Raw genomic sequence first — 21036 nt, 5'->3', positions numbered from 1 at the left:
CGAGCAATGACCCACCAGTGGCGCGGAATCATCGAGGAGTACCGGGACCGGCTGCCGGTTTCCGACACCACGCCGGTCGTGACGCTCCGAGAGGGCGGCACGCCCCTCGTGCCCGCGCAGGTGCTCTCCGAGCGCACCGGCTGCGAGGTCCACCTCAAGGTGGAGGGCGCGAACCCGACCGGGTCCTTCAAGGACCGCGGCATGACGATGGCCATCTCCAAGGCGAAGGAGGAGGGGGCCAAGGCCGTCATCTGCGCGTCCACCGGCAACACCTCCGCCTCCGCCGCGGCGTACGCCGTGCGCGCCGGCATGGTCTCGGCCGTGCTCGTGCCGCGGGGCAAGATCGCGCTCGGCAAGATGGGCCAGGCCCTGGTGCACGGCGCGAAGATCCTCCAGGTCGACGGGAACTTCGACGACTGCCTCACCCTCGCCCGCTCGCTGAGCGAGAACTACCCGGTGGCGCTGGTCAATTCGGTCAACCCGGTGCGGATCGAGGGCCAGAAGACGGCCGCCTTCGAGATCGTGGACATGCTCGGCGACGCGCCCGACATCCACGTCCTGCCGGTCGGCAACGCGGGCAACATCACGGCGTACTGGAAGGGCTACCAGGAGTACGCCGCCGACAGGCTCGCCACCCGCACGCCCCGCATGTGGGGGTTCCAGGCGTCCGGCAGCGCCCCGATCGTGCGCGGCGAGGTCGTCAAGGACCCCTCGACCATCGCCACCGCCATCCGCATCGGCAACCCGGCCTCCTGGCAGTACGCGCTGGCCGCCCGGGACGAGTCCGGCGGCGCCATCGACGAGGTGACGGACCGTGAAATCCTGCGCGCCTACCGGCTGTTGGCCGCGCAGGAGGGCGTCTTCGTGGAGCCCGCCTCCGCCGCCTCCGTGGCCGGTCTGCTCAAGGCCGCCGAGCAGGGCAAGGTCGACCCGGGCCAGCGCATCGTCTGCACCGTCACCGGCAACGGTCTGAAGGACCCCGACTGGGCCGTCGCCGGCGCGCCGCAGCCGGTCACCGTCCCGGTCGACGCGGCCACCGCGGCCGAGCGCCTCGGCCTCGCCTGAGGCGCTGTGGCACCGGGCCACTGAGGCACCGGAATGCCGGGCCACTGAGGCACCGGAACGCCGGGGCACTGAGCGCCGGAACGCCGGGGCACCGGTTGCGCCGAGGCACACCGGAGCCTTCCCCGACAGGGCGCCTGACAGGGTCTTTCCCATTCCTGTCAGGCCCTGTCAGGGTGCACAAGGGGCTTACGACACGCATCGTGCGCCTCCTGTGCGCCCTATGTCGCTACTGAACCTTCCTTCGATACGCTGTACCGAACCCGCTCGTTGCATATGCACTGCGCATAGGGGCAACGCCGCGCCGTCTGCGCGGCCGAGGGTCTCCACGTACGTATCGAATGTCTTTGACAGTCACGCAGCTCAAGGAGAGTCTTCGAGCGATGGCCGGTCCAGCCTTCCGTGCCGCCGCCGTCCGGGTGCGCACCCCTGCCACCAGCGCCAATCTCGGTCCGGGCTTCGACGCCCTGGGCCTCGCGCTGGGGCTCTACGACGACGTCGTCGTCCGGGTGGCCGACTCCGGGCTGCACATCGACATCGCGGGTGAGGGCAGCGAGAACCTGCCGCGCGACGAGCGCCACCTCCTCGTCCGCTCCCTGCGCACCGCCTTCGACCTGCTGGGCGGCCAGCCCCGCGGCCTGGAGATCGTCTGCGCCAACCGCATCCCCCACGGCCGGGGCCTCGGCTCCTCCTCCGCCGCCATCTGCGCCGGCATCGTGGCCGCCCGCGCCGTGACCATAGGCGGCGAGGCCCGTCTGGACGACGCGGCCCTGCTGGCGCTGGCCACCGAGATCGAGGGCCACCCCGACAATGTCGCCGCCTGTCTGCTCGGCGGATTCACCCTCTCCTGGATGGAATCCGGCGCCGCCCGCGCGATCAGAATGGACCCCGACGATTCCATCGTTCCGGTGGTTTTCGTGCCCGGAAAGCCGGTCCTGACGGAAACCGCCCGCGGACTGCTGCCGCGCACCGTGCCGCATGTCGACGCCGCGGCCAACGCGGGCCGCGCCGCCCTGCTCGTCGAGGCCCTCACCCGGCGCCCCGAACTGCTGCTGCCCGCCACCGAGGACCGCCTCCACCAGGAGTACCGCGCCCCGGCCATGCCGGAGAGCGCCGCGCTGGTGGAGCGGCTGCGGGCGGACGGGATCCCGGCCGTCATCTCCGGTGCCGGACCCACCGTCATGGCCCTGACCGACGCCGGCACCGCCGACAAGGTCTCCCACCTCGCGGGTGAGGGCTGGGCCGCCAACCGGCTGGACCTGGACATGCGGGGAGCGAGCGTGCTTCCGCTTGCGCCCTGACACACGGTTGCCGGATTTGGAGAGGGGGAATGTTTGTTGGATCCGGTAGTGTTAATCTCAAGTCTGCACCCGACCCCACCACGGCGAGGTGCCACGTGTCCCCGTCCGGGACAGACATTCTTCCGGGAGCCCCCCACGCCACTCCGTGTTCCGCGCGCCGTACCTGGGCAGTACGTCGTAGGCGAGCACTGAGCCGGCCGCAGGGCATGCTCCGGAGCAGGTGCTTCCACGCCACGTGACACCGGGTGTCACGGCTCGCGGAAGCGCCGTCACCGCACATTTCTCTTCCGCCGCGTTCGTTGGCGGACCACCGCCCCGGCACGGTTCACCGAAGACAGGACCGTAGCCGGACAGCACAACCGGTCGCCGAGCCAGACAGGCCGACGTCCGCTCCAGGGAAGGACCCTTCGTGAGCGACACCACCGATCTGATGGGCGCACGTGTCGAGGAGACCGCTGCCGCGCCCGCCACGGACGCCTCCGCGCCTGCCACCGGTGCCGGCTCCCGGCGGCGCCGGGGTACCGGCCTTGAGGGCATGGTGCTGGCCGAGCTGCAGCAGGTCGCCTCGGGCCTCGGCATCAGGGGCACCGCGCGGATGCGCAAGAGCCAGCTGATCGAGGTCATCAAGGAGGCGCAGGCCCAGGGCAGTGCCCCCAAGGCCGAGGCCGCCGCCGAGACCAAGCCGAAGCGCCGGGCCACCTCCAAGGCCCGCACCGGCGAGAGCGCGGACGGCGCGCAGAAGGCGGCCAAGTCCGAGGCGCCCGCCGAGAAGGCCCAGCAGCAGATCGAGATTCCCGGTCAGCCCGCCGCCGGGGACGAGGCGCCGACCGAGCGCCGTCGCCGTCGTGCCACCGCCGAGGCCGGCAGCCCCGCCGCGGGCGGCGCCGAGCCGGCCGCCGCCGAGGCGAAGACCGAGGCCCGCGTCGACGCGAAGAGCGACTCCAAGGCCGACGCCCAGCAGCCGCAGCAGCAGGGCGAGTCCGCGAAGAACGACGCCGGTGACGGCGAGGGCCGCGGCCGCCGCGACCGCCGTGAGCGCGGCCGTGACCGCGGTGAGCGTGGGGACCGCGGCGAGCGCGGTGACCGCGGTGACCGCCGCGGCAAGGGCGACGACCAGCAGGGCGGCCAGCGTCAGCAGCAGGGCCAGCAGGGCGGCCGCCAGGACCGGCAGCAGCAGGACGACGACGACTTCGAGGGCGGCCGCCGCGGCCGGCGCGGCCGCTACCGCGACCGCCGGGGCCGTCGTGGCCGCGACGAGATCGTCGAGCCGCAGGTCACCGAGGACGACGTCCTGATCCCCGTCGCGGGCATCCTGGACATCCTCGACAACTACGCCTTCATCCGGACCTCCGGCTACCTGCCGGGCCCGAACGACGTGTACGTCTCCCTCGCCCAGGTCCGCAAGAACGGTCTGCGCAAGGGTGACCACCTCACCGGCGCGGTCCGCCAGCCGAAGGACGGGGAGCGCCGCGAGAAGTTCAACGCGCTGGTCCGCCTCGACTCCGTCAACGGCATGGCGCCCGAACACGGCCGCGGCCGCCCGGAGTTCAACAAGCTGACGCCGCTGTACCCGCAGGACCGCCTCCGCCTGGAGACGGACCCGGGCGTGCTGACGACCCGGATCATCGACCTCGTGTCGCCGATCGGCAAGGGCCAGCGCGGTCTGATCGTGGCCCCGCCGAAGACCGGCAAGACCATGATCATGCAGGCGATCGCCAACGCGATCACGCACAACAACCCCGAGTGCCACCTGATGGTCGTCCTGGTCGACGAGCGTCCGGAAGAGGTCACCGACATGCAGCGGTCGGTCAAGGGCGAGGTCATCTCCTCGACCTTCGACCGCCCGGCCGAGGACCACACCACGGTCGCCGAACTGGCCATCGAGCGCGCCAAGCGCCTGGTGGAGCTGGGCCACGACGTGGTCGTGCTGCTGGACTCCATCACGCGTCTGGGCCGTGCCTACAACCTCGCGGCGCCCGCCTCCGGCCGCATCCTGTCCGGTGGTGTCGACTCGACCGCGCTGTACCCGCCGAAGCGCTTCTTCGGTGCCGCGCGCAACATCGAGGACGGCGGCTCGCTCACCATCCTGGCGACGGCGCTCGTGGACACCGGCTCCCGCATGGACGAGGTGATCTTCGAGGAGTTCAAGGGCACCGGCAACATGGAGCTCAAGCTCGACCGCAAGCTCGCCGACAAGCGCATCTTCCCGGCGGTGGACGTGGACGCGTCCGGCACCCGTAAGGAAGAGATCCTGCTGGGCTCCGAGGAGCTGGGCATCGTCTGGAAGCTGCGCCGGGTGCTCCACGCCCTGGACCAGCAGCAGGCGATCGAGCTGCTGCTGGACAAGATGAAGCAGACCAAGTCGAACGTCGAGTTCCTGATGCAGATCCAGAAGACGACGCCGACCCCCGGCAACGGCGACTAGCGGTCACCGGATCCGTTCGACAGAGGCCGTCCCCCAGGGGGCGGCCTCCGTCGTGTCCGAAGCGAGACCTTTGCCACAAGGGTCACGTTCCGCACCCGGTCGGAAACATACGACAACCAGCGACAAAGCCGCAGGTGAGCGCCGTACACCCGATGCCGCCGACTACACACAGTGCCCATCGCCCCACGCGGTGGGCACTCTGCGTCGTGCAACGCTGTCCCGAGTTTCTCCGTCCTACCGCACGGGGGGACGATGGAGCGGTGACGACCGCGCCCGACCCTGACCGCAGGGGGTAACCGATCGACGAGACCTAGGAGTGCCGTGTCCGCCGAGAGCATGCCGGAACCGATACCCCAGCCCGGCGCCCGGGAGCCCGGCCGAAAGGGCCGGGGACGACGCCGCAAGCCCCGCAGCACCGGCCGCAAGGCCCTGCTCGCGACGGCCTGGACGGCCGCGGGCGTGCTGGTGCTCGGCGGCGCCGGAGCCGGATACCTGTACTTCAAGCTCAACGGCAACCTGCACAGCGTCGACATCAACCAGGTCCTCGGCAAGGACCGGCCGACGAAGGTCGACAACGGCTCCGAGAACATCCTGGTCCTCGGCTCCGACACCCGCGCCGGCTCCAACAAGAAGCTCGGCGGCGGCACGGACGACGGCAGCGCCCGCTCCGACACCGCGATGATCGTGCACGTCTACGAGGGCCACAAGAAGGCCGGCGTGGTCTCCATACCCCGGGACACCCTGGTGGACCGCCCCGCGTGCACCGACACCAAGGGCACCACGCACCCCGCCGCGAGCGCCGTGATGTTCAACGAGGCGTACTCCACCGGGGGCGCGGCCTGCGCCGTGAAGTCCGTCGAGTCCCTCACCGGCATCCGCATGGACCACTACCTGGAGGTCGACTTCGCGGGCTTCCAGAAGCTCATCGACGACCTCGGCGGCGTCCCGGTGACCACGACCAAGGCCATCGCCGACCCGCAGAGCCACCTGGACCTCAAGGCCGGCACGCACACCCTCGACGGGCAGCAGGCCCTCGGCCTGGTCCGCACCCGGCACGGCGTCGGCGACGGCTCCGACCTCGGCCGCATCCAGCTCCAGCAGGCCTTCGTCAAGGCGCTGCTCGGCCAGGTCAGAAGCGTCGGCGTCTTCAGCGACCCCAAGAAGCTGTACGACCTCGCCGACACCGCCACCAAGGCCGTCACCACCGACTCCGACCTCGGCTCGGTCAACTCCCTGATCGACTTCGCCGACGGCCTCAAGGGCATCGACTCCCGGGACATGACGATGGTCACCATGCCCGTCCAGTACGACCCGGCGAACCCCAACCGCGTCCTGCTGGAGAAGTCGAAGGCCCGGCTGGTGTGGGACGCCCTGAAGAACGACCGCCCGATCCCGAAGGCGGCCACCGAGGGCACGGCCACGGGCGAGGCCAAGGGCGTGGTGAGCGGCTGACGTACGGCCGCCGGACCGCTGCCGGACCGCTGCCGGACGGCCCCGGACCGCCCTGGGAATAGAACAGGCGCACCCCCGGTTTTGGGGGATGGCCCCAGTCCTGGCAGACTGGTACGTCGGCCCCGGTTCACGTCCCCGCAGCCCGCGGCGGCGACCCGGCGCCCTCCCGAAACCTAGGAGAAACCTTGAAGCGCGACATCCACCCCGAGTACGTCGAGACGCAGGTCAGCTGCACCTGTGGCGCGTCGTTCACCACTCGCAGCACCATCGACTCCGGCACCATCCGTGCCGAGGTCTGCTCCGAGTGCCACCCGTTCTACACGGGCAAGCAGAAGATCCTCGACACCGGTGGCCGTGTGGCCCGCTTCGAGGCCCGCTTCGGCAAGGCCGCCGGCTCCAAGAAGTAGCGAGCCCCCATTCGCCGGTCCACGGCCGTACGCCCGAGCGGGCGTGCGTCCGGGACCGGCGTTTTTGGTCGCCCGCCCCTTCCCTTCACCGCAGTACAGGAGCCGAAAGATGTTCGAGGCAGTCGAGGAACTCGTCGCCGAGCACGCCGACCTCGAGACGAAGCTCGCCGACCCGTCGGTCCACGCCGACCAGGCGAACGCGCGCAAGCTGAACAAGCGCTATGCCGAGCTGACGCCCATCGTCGGCACGTACGGCTCCTGGAAGCAGGCCGGCGACGACATCGAGACCGCGCGCGAACTGGCCGCCGACGACCCCGACTTCGCCGCCGAGGTCAAGGACCTGGAGCGGCAGCGCGAGGAACTGACCGAGAAGCTGCGCCTCCTGCTGGTCCCGCGTGACCCGAGTGACGACAAGGACGTCATCCTGGAGATCAAGGCGGGCGCGGGCGGCGACGAGTCGGCGCTGTTCGCCGGCGACCTGCTGCGCATGTACCTGCGCTACGCGGAGCGCGTCGGCTGGAAGACCGAGATCATCGACGCCACCGAGTCCGAGCTGGGCGGCTACAAGGACGTCCAGGTCGCGGTGAAGACCCGCGGGCAGACCGAGCCCGGCCAGGGCGTGTGGGCGCGGCTGAAGTACGAGGGCGGCGTGCACCGCGTGCAGCGCGTGCCGGCCACCGAGTCCCAGGGCCGTATCCACACCTCCGCCGCCGGTGTCCTCGTCACCCCCGAGGCCGAGGAGGTGGACGTGGAGATCAACCCGAACGACCTCCGCATCGACGTCTACCGCTCCTCCGGTCCCGGCGGCCAGTCCGTCAACACCACGGACTCCGCGGTGCGCATCACCCACTTGCCCACGGGTGTCGTCGCCTCCTGCCAGAACGAGAAGAGCCAGCTCCAGAACAAGGAGCAGGCCCTGCGTATCCTGCGCTCCAGGCTGCTCGCCGCGGCCCAGGAAGAGGCGGAGCGGGAGGCCGCGGACGCCCGCCGCAGCCAGGTCCGCACCGTCGACCGCTCCGAGAAGATCCGTACGTACAACTTCCCGGAGAACCGCATCTCCGACCACCGTGTCGGCTTCAAGGCGTACAACCTGGACCAGGTCCTGGACGGCGAGCTCGACGCGGTCATCCAGGCCTGTGTCGACGCCGACTCCGCGGCGAAGCTCGCGGCCGCGTAAGGAACCACGAGGATTTGCTGACTTCCGGAGGACTCGCGTGAACCTGCTGCTATCGGAGGTGGCCCAGGCCACCCAGCGGCTGGCCGACGCCGGCGTGCCCTCGCCGCGTACCGACGCGGAGGAGCTCGCCGCGTTCGTGCACGGCGTCAAGCGCGGCGAACTGCACTCCGTGAAGGACGCGGACTTCGACGCCCGGTACTGGGAGGTCATCGCCCGGCGCGAGCAGCGCGAGCCGCTCCAGCACATCACCGGGCGGGCCTACTTCCGCTACCTGGAACTCCAGGTCGGGCCCGGCGTGTTCGTGCCCCGGCCGGAGACCGAGTCGGTGGTCGGCTGGGCCATAGACGCGGTGCGCGCCATGGACGTGGTCGAGCCGTGCATCGTCGATCTGTGCACCGGCTCCGGGGCCATCGCGCTCGCCCTCGCCCAGGAGGTGCCGCGCTCCCGGGTGCACGCCGTGGAGCTGTCCGAGGACGCGCTGCGCTGGACCCGCAAGAACGTCGAGGGCTCCAGGGTCGACCTGCGCCAGGGCGACGCCCTGACCGCGTTCCCCGACCTGGACGGCCAGGTCGACCTGGTCGTCTCCAACCCGCCGTACATCCCGCTCACCGAATGGGAGTACGTCGCCCCCGAAGCCCGCGACTACGATCCCGAACTCGCGTTGTTCTCGGGGGAGGACGGGCTCGACCTGATCCGCGGCATCGAGCGCACCGCGCACCGGCTGCTGCGGCCCGGCGGGGTCGTCGTCATCGAGCATGCCGACACCCAGGGCGGACAGGTGCCGTGGATCTTCACCGAGGAGCGGGGCTGGGCCGACGCGGCCGATCACCCGGACCTCAACAACCGGCCGCGGTTCGCCACCGCCCGCAAGGCGCTGCCGTGAGCAGCACCGAGACGTCAACCCCGCAGTTTGTGTACGAGGAGGCCCGTTAAATGGCACGGCGATACGACACCAACGACGCGACCGACCGCGCGACGGGTCTGCGCGAAGCCGCGTCCGCCGTCCGCCGGGGCGAGCTGGTGGTGCTGCCGACCGACACGGTCTACGGCATCGGCGCCGACGCGTTCTCCTCCGAGGCCGTCGCCGATCTGCTCGCCGCCAAGGGCCGGGGCCGCAACATGCCCACCCCCGTGCTCATCGGCTCCCCGAACACCCTGCACGGCCTCGTCACGAACTTCTCCGAGATGGCCTGGGAACTGGTCGACGCGTTCTGGCCGGGCGCCCTGACGCTGGTCGCCAAGCACCAGCCGTCCCTCCAGTGGGACCTCGGCGACACCCGGGGCACGGTCGCCGTGCGCATGCCGCTGCACCCGGTCGCCATCGAGCTGCTCACCGAGGTCGGCCCGATGGCCGTGTCCTCCGCCAACCTCACCGGGCACCTGTCGCCGGAGACCTGCGACGCCGCCCAGGACATGCTCGGCGACTCCGTCTCCGTCTACCTCGACGGCGGCCCGACCCCGGGCAACGTGCCCTCGTCCATCGTGGACGTCTCCCGCGACGTGCCGGTGCTGCTGCGCGAGGGCGCCATCTCGGCGGACGAGCTGCGCAAGGTCGTACCCGACCTCGAGGTGGCGAATTGACGGCCCCTGAAGCGGGGCGTGGCATAGGCATCGGGGAGCGCCTCGCGGAGGAGACGACGACGTTCGGGTTTCCGCGCGACAGCTTCCGCATCCTCCACGTCAGTACCGGCAACGTGTGCCGCTCGCCCATCACCGAGCGGCTGACCCGGCATTTCGTCGCCGAGCGCCTCGGTGTGCTCGGCGGCGGGCTGATCGTGGAGAGCGCGGGCACCTGGGGCCACGAGGGCGCGCCCATGGAGGCCAACGCGGAGACCGTGCTGGCCGAGTTCGGCGCGGACGCCTCCGGCTTCATGGGCCGGGAACTGCTCGACGAGCACGTCATCCGGGCCGACCTGGTCCTGACCGCGACCCGCGACCACCGCGCCCAGGTCATCTCCATGGGCCATTCGGCGGGCCTGCGCACCTTCACCCTCAAGGAGTTCACGCGGCTGGTCCGCGCGATCGACCCCGTGACGCTGCCGCCCCTGGAGGACGGCCTCGTCATGCGCGCCCGCGCCCTGGTCCGTGCCGCCGCCGCCCTGCGCGGCTGGCTCCTGGCCCCCACGGCCGAGGCCGACGAGGTCTACGACCCCTACGGCGCCCCCCTGCCGTTCTTCCGCTCCATCGGCGACGAGATACGGGACGCGCTGGACCCGGTGGTGACGGCGCTGACGGGTGTCCCGGCGCGGATGTAGTGCCGGGCGCCGGCCCGGCGCCGCACACCGCGCCGCCTGACGGACCCCGGCCTACATTGGGGATACGTCACCGTCGACCGCCCGGAGCCCGCCATGTCGGTCAGCACCCTGCACCAGGCCGATGTCCTGCGGGAACAGGACCCGGAGGTGGCCGAGATCCTGATGGGGGAGCTGCGCCGGCAGTCCACGTCGCTCCAGCTGATCGCGGCGGAGAACTTCACCTCCCGCGCCGTGCTCGCCACCCTCGGCTCGCCGCTGGCGAACAAGTACGCCGAGGGCTACCCCGGCGCCCGCCACCACGGCGGCTGCGAGATCGTGGACATGGCCGAGCGGCTCGCCGTGGAGCGGGCCTGCGCGCTCTTCGGGGCCCGGCACGCGAACGTACAGGCGCACTCCGGCTCCTCCGCCGTCCTCGCGGCGTACGCCGCCCTGCTGCGCCCCGGTGACACCGTCCTCGCCCTCGGCCTGCCCCACGGCGGACACCTCACCCATGGCTCCCCGGCCAACTTCTCCGGCCGCTGGTTCGACTTCGTCGGCTACGGCGTCGACGCGGAGACCGGGCTGATCGACCACGACCAGGTACGCCACCTGGCCCGCAACCACCGCCCCAAGGCGATCGTGTGCGGCTCCATCGCCTACCCCCGGCACATCGACCACGCCTTCTTCCGCGAGGTCGCCGACGAGGTCGGCGCCTATCTGATCGCGGACGCCGCCCACCCCATCGGCCTCGTCGCGGGCGGCGCCGCCCCGAACCCGGTGCCGTACGCCGACATCGTCTGCGCGACCACGCACAAGGTGCTGCGCGGCCCCCGCGGCGGCATGATCCTGTGCGGCGCCGAACTGGCCGAGCGGGTGGACCGGGCGGTGTTCCCGTTCACCCAGGGCGGGGCGCAGATGCACACCGTCGCCGCCAAGGCCGTCGCGTTCGGCGAGGCCGCGACCCCGCGGTTCGCCACGTACGCGCACCAGGTGGTCGCCAACGCCCGCACCCTGGCCGGCCACCTCGCCGAGGAGGGGCTCATCGTCACCACCGGCGGCACGGACACGCACCTGATCACCGCCGACGCGGCACCGCTCGGCGTGGACGGCCGTACCGCCCGCGGCCGGCTCGCCGCCGCCGGGATCGTCCTGGACTGCTGCGCGCTGCCGCACGGCGACGGCCGGGGCCTGCGGCTGGGAACGGCCGCGGTGACCACGCAGGGCATGGGCGAACCGGAGATGGAGCGGATCGCGAAGCTGCTCGCCGCGGTGGTGCGCGGGCACCCGGAACCGGCCGGGGCGCGGGCCGAGGTGCGCGAGCTGACCGGCGCGTTCCCGCCGTATCCGGACTGAACGGGGGCAGCCGCACCAACAGGGCACAGTCCGGACACAGCGAGGGTCACAGCGAGGTCTGCAACCATCCTGGCTACCCGTAAGTCCTCATCCGTATACGCCCGCCGCTAGGCTGTGGGGCTGTGATGGCCAGCGAGACCTGTGGGGAAGCCCGTGCGTGAATACCTGCTGACGCTCTGCATCACGGCCGCGGTGACGTACCTGCTGACAGGGCCGGTGCGGAAGTTCGCGATCGTGGCGGGGGCGATGCCGGAGATCCGGGCCCGGGACGTGCACCGGGAGCCCACTCCGCGCCTCGGCGGGATCGCGATGTTCTTCGGACTGTGCGCGGGCCTGCTGGTCGCCGACCACCTGAGCAGCCTCAACTGGGTGTTCGAGAAGTCCAACGAGCCGCGCGCCCTGCTCTCCGGCGCCGCCCTGATCTGGCTGATCGGCGTCCTGGACGACAAGTTCGAGATCGACGCCCTGATCAAGCTCGGCGGCCAGATGATCGCCGCCGGCGTCATGGTCATGCAGGGTCTGACGATCCTGTGGCTGCCCATCCCCGGCGTCGGCAATGTGGCGCTGACCCAGTGGCAGGGCACCCTGCTGACCGTGGCGCTCGTCGTCATCACCATCAACGCCGTGAACTTCGTGGACGGCCTCGACGGCCTCGCGGCCGGCATGGTGTGCATCGCGACGGTGGCGTTCTTCCTGTACGCGTATCGCGTCTGGGTGTCGTACGGCATCGAGGCCGCCGCCCCCGCCACCCTTTTCGCGTCGATCCTGATGGGCATGTGCCTGGGCTTCCTGCCGCACAACATGCACCCGGCGCGCATCTTCATGGGCGACTCCGGCTCCATGCTGATCGGCCTGGTGCTGGCCGCGGGCGCCATCTCGATCACGGGTCAGGTGGACCCGGACGTGATGAACCTGTTCTCCGGTTCCGAGCGCGCCACCGTGCACCAGATGGTGCCGGTCTACATCCCGCTGCTGATGCCGCTGACGATCATCGCGATCCCCGCCGCCGACCTGGTGCTGGCCATCGTGCGCCGCACCTGGCGCGGCCAGTCGCCGTTCGCCGCGGACCGCGGGCATCTGCACCACCGGCTGCTGGAGATCGGCCACTCGCACAGCCGCGCGGTGCTGATCATGTACTTCTGGTCGGCGCTGATCGCCTTCGGCGCGCTGGCCTACTCGGTCAACTCGGCGTCGATGTGGATCGTGCTCGGCGTCGTCTTCCTCAGCGCCGTGGGCCTCGTCCTGCTGCTCCTGCCGCGCTTCACGCCGCGGGTGCCCGTGTGGGCCCAGCGCTTCGTGCCGCCGCGCTACCGGCGCCGGCGCGCGGTGGCCGCGGAAGCGGAACCCGCCGTGGAGTCAGCCGCGGAGGACGGCGCGGACGAACCGGAGACCGAGGAGCGCGCGCCCGTCCCGGCCGGTGTGTCCGGCGTCAACGGGGCGACCGCAATCGGCACTCGTGGGCGTTTTCCTGACCGTTCCTGAAGCGGGCAAGGTAAGAATCTGACTAGAGCATTGCCAAGTCGTGGGGGAGCAAAGATCCCTAATACCAGACAAAGCGGCTTGGTTTCTGATCAGACGTGCAGAGTCACTCTCATGTGTGACAGCAAGCACACCTACCAGGTAAAGACCTCATCAAATAGTTTGTGATACTGTTCACGAGAACCCCGGATAGAGCCGACGGACCGTAGTGCGACGGTCCTTTGGTGTGAGATCTCGTTCACTCAGCCCGGGACTACGCTCGTCCATGACGACACCTGCCCCCTGTGAAAGCGGAGTTGCCGCCATGCCGTCTTCTGACGCCCGGATCCTTGCCCAGGCCGCCGTACCCACGGCTGTCGTCGGCGCGCTCGCCGCCGTCGTCAGTGGTGTGGTCGCGGGTGGCAAGGGAGCGATCGGGGCAGTCGTCGGGACGCTGGTCGTGATCGTGTTCATGGGGCTCGGTCTGTACGTGCTCCAGCGCACCGCCAAGTCTTTTCCGCAGCTGTTCCAGATGATGGGCCTGATGCTCTACGCGGCCCAGCTGCTGCTGATGGTCATCTTCGTCGCACTGTTCAAGAACACCACGCTCTTCAACCCGCGCGCCTTCGCCATCACGCTTGTGCTCGCCACCCTTACGTGGATCGGCGCACAGACGCGTGCGCACATGAAGGCCAAGACCCTCTACGTCGAACCGGACGCCTCGTCCTCGGGTGACAAGCCCGAAAAGACAGGGCGTTCGTCGTGAGAGGTAGGGCCGGGATAAAGGCGCAGCACGCATGCTGCTATCGTCCGGTGCCAACTGCGGCATCGCGGGCGCGGGCATCTGAGCTGACGCCTGTCCGATCGCGAGGCGAGATGCCCCCCAGCCGCCCCCACATCCGTCACACCAGTCCCGTGCCGACCCGCGGCCGCACGCCGCGCCGACACAACGAGGTTGCCGTACCTATGCGCCACGATGAAGGAGCCCGCGGTGAGTGCTGATCCGACGCAGACGCTCGCTTTCGACTCGAGCTGCCACCTGTTCAGCGGGTGCGGCTTCGGGACCGTCGCTCCGGGCCTGCATTCGTTCCTCTTCGAGCCGATCTGGGGGGACACGAACGGCCTGTACTTCAACAAGCCGATGCTCCTCGCCCTGCTCGGCTCCATCATCGTCGTGGGCTTCTTCTGGTCCGCCTTCGGCAAGGCCAAGGTCGTTCCGGGCAAGCTCCAGATGGTCGGCGAGGCCGGCTACGACTTCGTGCGCCGCGGTGTCGTCTACGAGACCATCGGCAAGAAGGAAGGAGAGAAGTACGTACCTCTGATCGTCTCTCTCTTCTTCTTCGTCTGGATGATGAACATCTGGTCGATCATCCCGGTCGCCCAGTTCCCGGTGACGGCGATCATCGCCTACCCGGCAGCGCTGGCCGCGATCGTCTACGTCCTCTGGGTCTCGCTCACCTTCAAGCGGCACGGTTTCGTCGGCGCCTTCAAGAACTTCACGGGCTACGACAAGTCGCTCGGCGCGGTGCTGCCGCTGGCCATGGTCATCGAGCTGTTCTCGAACCTGCTGGTCCGCCCCTTCACCCACGCCGTCCGACTCTTCGCGAACATGTTCGCCGGCCACACGCTGATCGTGCTCTTCACGATCGCGAGCTGGTACATGCTGAACGGCATCGGTATCGCCTACGCCGGCGTCTCGTTCGTGATGACGATCGTCATGACCGCCTTCGAGCTGTTCATCCAGGCCGTCCAGGCGTACGTCTTCGTCCTGCTGACCTGCTCCTACATCCAGGGCGCGCTCGCCGAGCACCACTGAGCCACTCCGCCCCGAAACCCCTGGTCGTCCGGTGGCCAACCCCCCACCGGTCCGTAAAGAAAAGGAAGAACTGGCATGTCCCAGACCCTTGCCGCTGTCACTGGTTCGCTCAGCTCCGTCGGTTACGGCCTTTCGGCCATCGGCCCCGGCGTCGGCGTCGGCATCATCTTCGGTAACGGCACGCAGGCTCTCGCGCGTCAGCCCGAGGCGGCGGGCCTGATCCGCTCCAACCAGATCCTCGGCTTCGCGTTCTGTGAGGCGCTGGCCCTCATCGGCCTCGTCATGCCGTTCGTCTACTCCTGAGTCGAACGACAGCGACAGCCCATTCGACGAAAGGCACTGAGATGACCCACTCATGGGTTCAGTTTGCGGCGGAGAAGGAGAACCCTCTCATTCCGCCGTGGCCGGAGCTCGTCATCGGCCTGATCGCCTTCGTCATCGTCTTCGGCTTCCTCGCCAAGAAGCTCCTCCCGAACATCAACAAGGTTCTGGAAGAGCGTCGCGAGGCCATCGAGGGCGGTATCGAAAAGGCCGAGGCCGCGCAGACCGAGGCCCAGAGCGTCCTTGAGCAGTACAAGGCCCAGCTCGCCGAGGCACGGCACGAGGCCGCGCGACTGCGTCAGGAGGCGCAGGAGCAGGGTGCCACGCTCATCGCCGAGATGCGGGCCGAGGGCCAGCGGCAGCGCGAGGAGATCGTCGCCGCCGGTCACGCCCAGATCGAGGCCGACCGCAAGGCCGCCGCGTCCACGCTGCGCCAGGACGTCGGCAAGCTCGCCACCGACCTGGCCGGCAAGCTCGTCGGCGAGTCCCTCGAGGACCACGCCCGGCAGAGCCGTGTGATCGACCGCTTCCTCGACGAACTCGAGGAGAAGGCCGAGGCCGCGCGATGAACGGAGCGAGCCGCGAGGCCCTGGCAGCCGCACGGGAGCGTCTCGACGCGCTGACGGACTCCACGTCCGTGGACGCGGCCACGCTCGCCGACGAGCTGGCGGCCGTCACCGCGCTGCTCGACCGCGAGGCCGGCCTGCGCCGGGTTCTCACCGACCCGGCGCAGTCCGGAGAGGCCAAGGCGGAACTGGTCCAGCGCCTGCTCGGCGCCCAGGTCAGCGGCGTGACCGTCGACCTGGTGGCTGGATTGGCCCGCGCCCGCTGGTCGCAGCCCCGCGACCTGGTGTACGCGACGGAGCAGCTGGCGGACATCGCCGACCTCACCGCCGCGGAGAAGCGTGGCAACCTCGACGAGGTCGAGGACGAGCTGTTCCGGTTCGGCCGGATCGTCTCCTCCAGCACCGAGCTGCGCGCCGCCCTGACCGACCGCACCGCGGGCGCCGGGGCCAAGACCGAGCTGCTCCACCGGCTGCTGGGCGGACGGGCCAAGCCCGCCACCGAGCGACTGGTCGTGCGCCTCGTGGCCGCGCCGCGTGGTCGTAGCCTGGAAGCGGGACTGGAGTCCCTGTCCAAGCTGGCCGCGGAGCGCCGGGACCGTCTGGTCGCCGTCGTCACCTCGGCGGTACCGCTGAGCGACACCCAGAAGCAGCGCCTCGGCGCCGCCCTCGGCAAGCTCTACGGCCGCCGGATCCACCTCAACCTGGACGTGGACCCCGACGTCGTCGGCGGTATGCGGGTACAGGTCGGTGACGAGGTCATCAACGGTTCGCTCGCGGACCGACTGGACGAGGCCGGCCGCCGCATGGCGGGCTAGCGGCGACGCGCCAGCGACGCAGCACCTCGACATACCGAGTAATAGCAGTACGTACATACGGCCCTGGTTGGGCCGTGCAGAGGATTCACCTCCTGTTGGGGGGAGTCCCCATCCCCCCAAAGTGAAACTTCGGGCCCAACAAGGAGAGCAGGGAACCCAGATGGCGGAGCTCACGATCCGGCCGGAGGAGATCCGGGACGCGCTGGAGAACTTCGTCCAGTCGTACAAGCCGGACGCGGCCTCGCGCGAGGAGGTCGGTACGGTCACCGTCGCCGGCGACGGCATCGCGAAGATCGAGGGTCTTCCCTCGGCCATGGCCAACGAACTGCTGAAGTTCGAGGACGGCACCCTCGGCCTCGCCCTCAACCTCGAGGAGCGCGAGATCGGTGCCGTCGTCCTCGGCGAGTTCAGCGGCGTCGAGGAGGGCCAGCCGGTCACGCGTACCGGTGAGGTGCTCTCCGTCGCGGTCGGCGAGGGCTACCTCGGCCGTGTTGTCGACCCGCTCGGCAACCCGATCGACGGCCTCGGCGAGATCGAGACGTCCGGCCGCCGCGCCCTTGAGCTGCAGGCCCCCACGGTCATGCAGCGCAAGTCGGTGCACGAGCCGATGGAGACCGGCTACAAGGCCGTCGACGCGATGACCCCGATCGGCCGTGGTCAGCGTCAGCTGATCATCGGTGACCGCCAGACCGGCAAGACCGCCCTGGCCGTCGACACCATCATCAACCAGCGCGACAACTGGCGCACCGGCGACCCGAAGAAGCAGGTCCGCTGCATCTACGTCGCCATCGGCCAGAAGGGCTCCACCATCGCGGGCGTTCGCCGCTCGCTGGAGGAGAACGGCGCGCTGGAGTACACGACCATCGTCGCCGCCCCGGCGTCCGACCCGGCCGGCTTCAAGTACCTTGCGCCGTACACCGGTTCGGCCATCGGTCAGCAGTGGATGTACGAGGGCAAGCACGTCCTCATCATCTTCGACGACCTCTCGAAGCAGGCCGACGCCTACCGCGCCGTGTCCCTGCTGCTGCGCCGCCCGCCGGGCCGTGAGGCCTACCCGGGTGACGTCTTCTACCTGCACTCGCGTCTGCTGGAGCGCTGCGCCAAGCTCTCCGACGAGATGGGTGCCGGTTCGATGACCGGTCTGCCGATCGTCGAGACCAAGGCCAACGACGTCTCGGCGTTCATCCCGACCAACGTCATCTCCATCACCGACGGCCAGTGCTTCCTGGAGTCGGACCTGTTCAACGCCGGTCAGCGTCCCGCGCTGAACGTCGGTATCTCGGTCTCCCGAGTCGGTGGCTCCGCCCAGCACAAGGCGATGCGCCAGGTCTCCGGCCGCCTTCGTGTGGACCTCGCCCAGTTCCGTGAGCTGGAGGCGTTCGCCGCCTTCGGTTCCGACCTGGACGCGGCCTCGAAGTCGCAGCTGGAGCGCGGTCAGCGCATGGTCGAGCTGCTGAAGCAGGACCAGTACCAGCCGATGGCCACCGAGGACCAGGTCGTCTCCGTGTGGGCCGGCACCAACGGCCGTATGGACGAGGTCCCGGTCGTCGACATCCGCCGCTTCGAGCGGGAGCTGCTGGACTTCCTGCACCGCAAGCACCAGGGCCTGATGACCTCCATCAAGGAGGGCGCCAAGATGTCGAACGACACGATCCAGGCGATCGACGACGCGGTGGCCGAGTTCAAGAAGCAGTTCGAGACCTCGGACGGCAAGCTGCTCGGCGAGGACACTCCTGCCGCTGCCGCCAAGTGACGTAAGGAAGGGACCTGACTCATGGGAGCCCAGCTCCGGGTCTACAAGCGTCGCATCCGATCCGTCAGCGCGACCAAGAAGATCACCAAGGCGATGGAGATGATCGCCGCCTCGCGCGTCGTCAAGGCGCAGCGCAAGGTGGCGGCCTCCACGCCGTACGCGACCGAGCTGACGCGCGCGGTCACGGCGGTCGGTACGGGGTCGAACACCAAGCACCCGCTCACCACGGAGGCGGAAACCCCGACCCGTGCCGCGATCCTGCTCCTCACGAGCGACCGCGGTCTGGCCGGCGCCTTCAACTCCAACGCCATCAAGGCGGCGGAGCAGCTGACCGAGCGCCTGGAGCGCGAGGGCAAGCAGGTCGACGCGTACATCGTCGGCCGGCGCGGTGTCGCCCACTACAACTTCCGCGAGCGCAAGGTCGCGGAGTCGTGGACGGGCTTCACCGACGAGCCGTCGTACGCCGACGCGAAGAAGGTCGCGGCACCCCTGATCGAGGCCATCGAGAAGGACACGGCCGAGGGCGGCGTGGATGAACTCCACATCGTCTACACCGAGTTCGTCTCGATGATGACGCAGACCGCGCTCGACGCGCGGCTGCTTCCGCTGCGCCTCGAAGAGGTCGCCGAGGAGACGAAGTCCGAGGGCGAGATCCTGCCGCTCTACGACTTCGAGCCCTCGGCGGAGGACGTCCTCGACGCCCTGCTGCCGCGCTACGTGGAGAGCCGTATCTACAACGCGCTGCTTCAGTCGGCCGCTTCCAAGCACGCCGCCACGCGGCGCGCGATGAAGTCGGCCACCGACAACGCGGGCGAGCTGATCAACACGCTGTCCCGTCTTGCCAACGCGGCCCGCCAGGCCGAAATCACCCAGGAAATCAGCGAGATCGTCGGTGGCGCCAGCGCCCTGGCCGACGCGACCGCGGGGAGTGACCGATAATGACCACCACTGTTGAGACCGCGACGGCTACGGGCCGCGTCGCCCGGGTCATCGGCCCGGTCGTCGACGTGGAGTTCCCCGTCGACGCGATGCCGGACATCTACCAGGCGCTGCACGTCGAGGTCTCCGACCCGGCCAACGCCGGCGAGAAGAAGACGCTGACCCTGGAGGTCGCCCAGCACCTGGGTGACGGTCTGGTCCGCACCATCTCCATGCAGCCGACCGACGGCCTGGTCCGCCAGGCCGCGGTCACCGACACCGGCGCGCCGATCTCGGTGCCGGTCGGCGACTTCACCAAGGGCAAGGTGTTCAACACCCTTGGCGAGGTGCTGAATGTCGACGAGCAGTACCAGGGCGAGCGCTGGCCGATCCACCGCAAGGCCCCGAACTTCGACGAGCTCGAGTCGAAGACCGAGATGTTCGAGACGGGCGTCAAGGTCATCGACCTGCTCACCCCGTACGTCAAGGGCGGCAAGATCGGCCTGTTCGGCGGCGCCGGCGTCGGCAAGACGGTGCTCATCCAGGAGATGATCTACCGTGTCGCCAACAACCACGACGGTGTCTCCGTGTTCGCCGGTGTCGGTGAGCGCACCCGTGAGGGCAACGACCTCATCGAGGAGATGACCGACTCGGGCGTCATCGACAAGACCGCCCTTGTCTTCGGTCAGATGGACGAGCCCCCGGGCACCCGTCTGCGCGTCGCGCTGGCCGGCCTCACCATGGCCGAGTACTTCCGTGACGTCCAGAAGCAGGACGTGCTGTTCTTCATCGACAACATCTTCCGCTTCACGCAGGCCGGTTCCGAGGTCTCCACGCTGCTCGGCCGTATGCCGTCCGCGGTGGGTTACCAGCCGAACCTGGCCGACGAGATGGGTCTCCTCCAGGAGCGCATCACGTCGACCCGCGGTCACTCGATCACCTCGATGCAGGCGATCTACGTCCCCGCGGACGACCTGACCGACCCGGCCCCGGCCACCACCTTCGCCCACCTCGACGCGACGACGGTTCTCTCCCGTCCGATCTCGGAGAAGGGCATCTACCCGGCCGTGGACCCGCTGGACTCGACGTCCCGGATCCTGGACCCGCGGTACATCGCCGCGGACCACTACAACGCGGCCATGCGCGTGAAGAACATCCTGCAGAAGTACAAGGACCTGCAGGACATCATCGCGATCCTCGGTATCGACGAGCTCGGCGAGGAGGACAAGCTCGTCGTCCACCGTGCCCGTCGCGTGGAGCGCTTCCTGTCCCAGAACACCCACGTCGCCAAGCAGTTCACCGGCGTGGACGGTTCGGACGTGCCGCTGGACGAGTCGATCACCGCGTTCAACGCGATCTGCGACGGCGAGTACGACCACTTCCCGGAGCAGGCGTTCTTCATGTGCGGTGGTCTTGAGGACCTCAAGGCCAACGCCAAGGAGCTGGGCGTCTCCTGAGCCTCGTGCTCATGTGAGGGGGCGGGCGCGTCCCGCCCCCTCCGCAACGCCCACTAGAATTGACCCCAACACCCGGCACCCCTGCCGGGTGGTGACCCGAGGAGCCACCCTTGGCTGCTGAGCTGCACGTCGAGCTGGTCGCCGCGGACCGCCAGGTCTGGTCCGGCGAGGCCACCCTGGTCGTCGCGCGCACCACGTCCGGCGACATCGGCGTCATGCCCGGTCACCAGCCGCTGCTCGGTGTGCTGGAGTCGGGCCCGGTGACCATCCGTACGAGTGATGGCGGAACGGTCGTCGCCGCGGTGCACGGCGGTTTCGTCTCGTTCGCGGACAACAAGCTGTCCCTGCTGGCCGAGATCGCCGAGCTGTCGGACGAGATCGATGTCCAGCGCACGGAGCGGGAGCTGGAGCGCGCGAAGGCGGAGGGCGACGCCGCCGCCGAGCGCCGCGCGGACGTCCGACTTCGTGCGGCGACCGCGCGCTGAACCAGCCGCGCGGTACGTTGACATCACTCAGCCGCG

The 21036-nt window shown here is 69.6% G+C and carries 20 protein-coding genes; all 20 read left to right on the top strand.

The features are described from left to right. The first annotated feature begins 6 nt into the window (after positions 1-6). The 20 genes from thrC to QHG49_RS11760 all read left to right on the top strand — a co-directional run bounded on the left by thrC (position 7) and on the right by QHG49_RS11760 (position 21000). Entirely contained in the window at positions 7-1065 is a 1059-nt protein-coding gene (gene thrC, locus QHG49_RS11855; RefSeq protein WP_145491212.1) for a threonine synthase, read from the top strand. A 380-nt stretch (positions 1066-1445) separates the two neighbouring features. Beyond that, positions 1446-2363 (top strand): homoserine kinase, encoded by a 918-nt coding sequence (gene thrB, locus QHG49_RS11850; RefSeq protein WP_159705024.1) that lies wholly within the window; start codon positions 1446-1448, stop codon positions 2361-2363. A gap of 409 nt (positions 2364-2772) precedes the next feature. Continuing rightward, on the top strand, positions 2773-4788 hold the full coding sequence (gene rho, locus QHG49_RS11845; protein ID WP_301489348.1) for a transcription termination factor Rho: 2016 nt from the start codon (positions 2773-2775) through the stop codon (positions 4786-4788). Between the two features lie 321 nt (positions 4789-5109). Then, a complete protein-coding gene (locus QHG49_RS11840; protein ID WP_145491203.1) occupies positions 5110-6240 on the top strand; it encodes an LCP family protein in 1131 nt (376 codons plus the stop codon). 185 nt (positions 6241-6425) lie between these two features. Beyond that, positions 6426-6647 carry a 50S ribosomal protein L31 gene (gene rpmE / locus QHG49_RS11835; protein WP_030042685.1) on the top strand — a complete coding sequence of 74 codons (222 nt, stop codon included), beginning with the start codon at positions 6426-6428 and terminating at the stop codon, positions 6645-6647. A gap of 109 nt (positions 6648-6756) precedes the next feature. Then, positions 6757-7824, top strand: coding sequence for a peptide chain release factor 1 (prfA, locus tag QHG49_RS11830; protein ID WP_145491200.1), 1068 nt, complete (start codon positions 6757-6759; stop codon positions 7822-7824). Between the two features lie 37 nt (positions 7825-7861). Continuing rightward, positions 7862-8707, top strand: coding sequence for a peptide chain release factor N(5)-glutamine methyltransferase (gene prmC / locus QHG49_RS11825; protein WP_145491196.1), 846 nt, complete (start codon positions 7862-7864; stop codon positions 8705-8707). A gap of 50 nt (positions 8708-8757) precedes the next feature. Continuing rightward, the gene (locus QHG49_RS11820; RefSeq protein ID WP_145491193.1) at positions 8758-9405 is read left to right on the top strand and encodes an L-threonylcarbamoyladenylate synthase; all 648 of its coding nucleotides are present in this window, start codon (positions 8758-8760) and stop codon (positions 9403-9405) included. Continuing rightward, a complete protein-coding gene (locus QHG49_RS11815; RefSeq protein WP_159705030.1) occupies positions 9402-10079 on the top strand; it encodes a protein-tyrosine-phosphatase in 678 nt (225 codons plus the stop codon). Before QHG49_RS11820 ends, QHG49_RS11815 begins: the two co-directional genes overlap by 4 nt. Positions 10080-10172: 93 nt before the next feature. Further along, the gene (gene glyA, locus QHG49_RS11810) at positions 10173-11411 is read left to right on the top strand and encodes a serine hydroxymethyltransferase (protein WP_159705033.1); all 1239 of its coding nucleotides are present in this window, start codon (positions 10173-10175) and stop codon (positions 11409-11411) included. A gap of 153 nt (positions 11412-11564) precedes the next feature. After that, positions 11565-12893, top strand: coding sequence for an MraY family glycosyltransferase (locus tag QHG49_RS11805; RefSeq protein ID WP_301489337.1), 1329 nt, complete (start codon positions 11565-11567; stop codon positions 12891-12893). A 301-nt stretch (positions 12894-13194) separates the two neighbouring features. Next, complete coding sequence (locus QHG49_RS11800; RefSeq protein WP_301489335.1) at positions 13195-13635, top strand: hypothetical protein; 441 nt, start codon at positions 13195-13197, stop codon at positions 13633-13635. A gap of 210 nt (positions 13636-13845) precedes the next feature. Next, on the top strand, positions 13846-14685 hold the full coding sequence (gene atpB, locus QHG49_RS11795) for a F0F1 ATP synthase subunit A (protein ID WP_159705042.1): 840 nt from the start codon (positions 13846-13848) through the stop codon (positions 14683-14685). 75 nt (positions 14686-14760) lie between these two features. Beyond that, positions 14761-14988 carry an ATP synthase F0 subunit C gene (gene atpE, locus QHG49_RS11790; protein ID WP_037656501.1) on the top strand — a complete coding sequence of 76 codons (228 nt, stop codon included), beginning with the start codon at positions 14761-14763 and terminating at the stop codon, positions 14986-14988. A 41-nt stretch (positions 14989-15029) separates the two neighbouring features. Next, positions 15030-15575, top strand: a complete 546-nt coding sequence (locus tag QHG49_RS11785; RefSeq protein ID WP_145491174.1) for a F0F1 ATP synthase subunit B — start codon at positions 15030-15032, stop codon at positions 15573-15575. Continuing rightward, positions 15572-16387: a F0F1 ATP synthase subunit delta gene (locus QHG49_RS11780; protein ID WP_145491171.1), complete on the top strand. Its 816-nt coding sequence runs from the start codon at positions 15572-15574 to the stop codon at positions 16385-16387. The genes QHG49_RS11785 and QHG49_RS11780 overlap by 4 nt, the downstream gene beginning before the upstream one ends. A gap of 160 nt (positions 16388-16547) precedes the next feature. Next, positions 16548-18140, top strand: coding sequence for a F0F1 ATP synthase subunit alpha (atpA, locus tag QHG49_RS11775; RefSeq protein ID WP_145491167.1), 1593 nt, complete (start codon positions 16548-16550; stop codon positions 18138-18140). A 21-nt stretch (positions 18141-18161) separates the two neighbouring features. Beyond that, the gene (locus QHG49_RS11770; RefSeq protein ID WP_145491164.1) at positions 18162-19079 is read left to right on the top strand and encodes a F0F1 ATP synthase subunit gamma; all 918 of its coding nucleotides are present in this window, start codon (positions 18162-18164) and stop codon (positions 19077-19079) included. Then, the gene (gene atpD / locus QHG49_RS11765; protein ID WP_145491160.1) at positions 19079-20515 is read left to right on the top strand and encodes a F0F1 ATP synthase subunit beta; all 1437 of its coding nucleotides are present in this window, start codon (positions 19079-19081) and stop codon (positions 20513-20515) included. The genes QHG49_RS11770 and atpD overlap by 1 nt, the downstream gene beginning before the upstream one ends. Before the next feature lie 110 nt (positions 20516-20625). After that, positions 20626-21000 (top strand): F0F1 ATP synthase subunit epsilon, encoded by a 375-nt coding sequence (locus tag QHG49_RS11760; RefSeq protein WP_037656493.1) that lies wholly within the window; start codon positions 20626-20628, stop codon positions 20998-21000. The last annotated feature ends 36 nt before the right edge of the window (positions 21001-21036 follow it).

Source organism: Streptomyces sp. WP-1 (assembly GCF_030450125.1).
Classification (GTDB): Bacteria; Actinomycetota; Actinomycetes; order Streptomycetales; family Streptomycetaceae; genus Streptomyces; species Streptomyces incarnatus.
Note: the sequence above shows the minus strand (reverse complement) of the source record. Positions and strands in the feature narration are given on the sequence as shown.

Excerpts from the sequence above, each read along its gene's own strand:
- thrC (WP_145491212.1), top strand. The coding sequence starts at position 7 with ATGACCCACCAGTGGCGCGGAATCATCGAGGAGTACCGGGACCGGCTG.
- thrB (WP_159705024.1), top strand. The coding sequence starts at position 1,446 with ATGGCCGGTCCAGCCTTCCGTGCCGCCGCCGTCCGGGTGCGCACCCCT.
- prfA (WP_145491200.1), top strand. The coding sequence starts at position 6,757 with ATGTTCGAGGCAGTCGAGGAACTCGTCGCCGAGCACGCCGACCTCGAG.
- QHG49_RS11820 (WP_145491193.1), top strand. The coding sequence starts at position 8,758 with ATGGCACGGCGATACGACACCAACGACGCGACCGACCGCGCGACGGGT.
- glyA (WP_159705033.1), top strand. The coding sequence starts at position 10,173 with ATGTCGGTCAGCACCCTGCACCAGGCCGATGTCCTGCGGGAACAGGAC.
- QHG49_RS11800 (WP_301489335.1), top strand. The coding sequence starts at position 13,195 with ATGCCGTCTTCTGACGCCCGGATCCTTGCCCAGGCCGCCGTACCCACG.
- atpB (WP_159705042.1), top strand. The coding sequence starts at position 13,846 with ATGAAGGAGCCCGCGGTGAGTGCTGATCCGACGCAGACGCTCGCTTTC.
- atpE (WP_037656501.1), top strand. The coding sequence starts at position 14,761 with ATGTCCCAGACCCTTGCCGCTGTCACTGGTTCGCTCAGCTCCGTCGGT.
- QHG49_RS11785 (WP_145491174.1), top strand. The coding sequence starts at position 15,030 with ATGACCCACTCATGGGTTCAGTTTGCGGCGGAGAAGGAGAACCCTCTC.
- QHG49_RS11780 (WP_145491171.1), top strand. The coding sequence starts at position 15,572 with ATGAACGGAGCGAGCCGCGAGGCCCTGGCAGCCGCACGGGAGCGTCTC.
- atpA (WP_145491167.1), top strand. The coding sequence starts at position 16,548 with ATGGCGGAGCTCACGATCCGGCCGGAGGAGATCCGGGACGCGCTGGAG.
- QHG49_RS11770 (WP_145491164.1), top strand. The coding sequence starts at position 18,162 with ATGGGAGCCCAGCTCCGGGTCTACAAGCGTCGCATCCGATCCGTCAGC.
- atpD (WP_145491160.1), top strand. The coding sequence starts at position 19,079 with ATGACCACCACTGTTGAGACCGCGACGGCTACGGGCCGCGTCGCCCGG.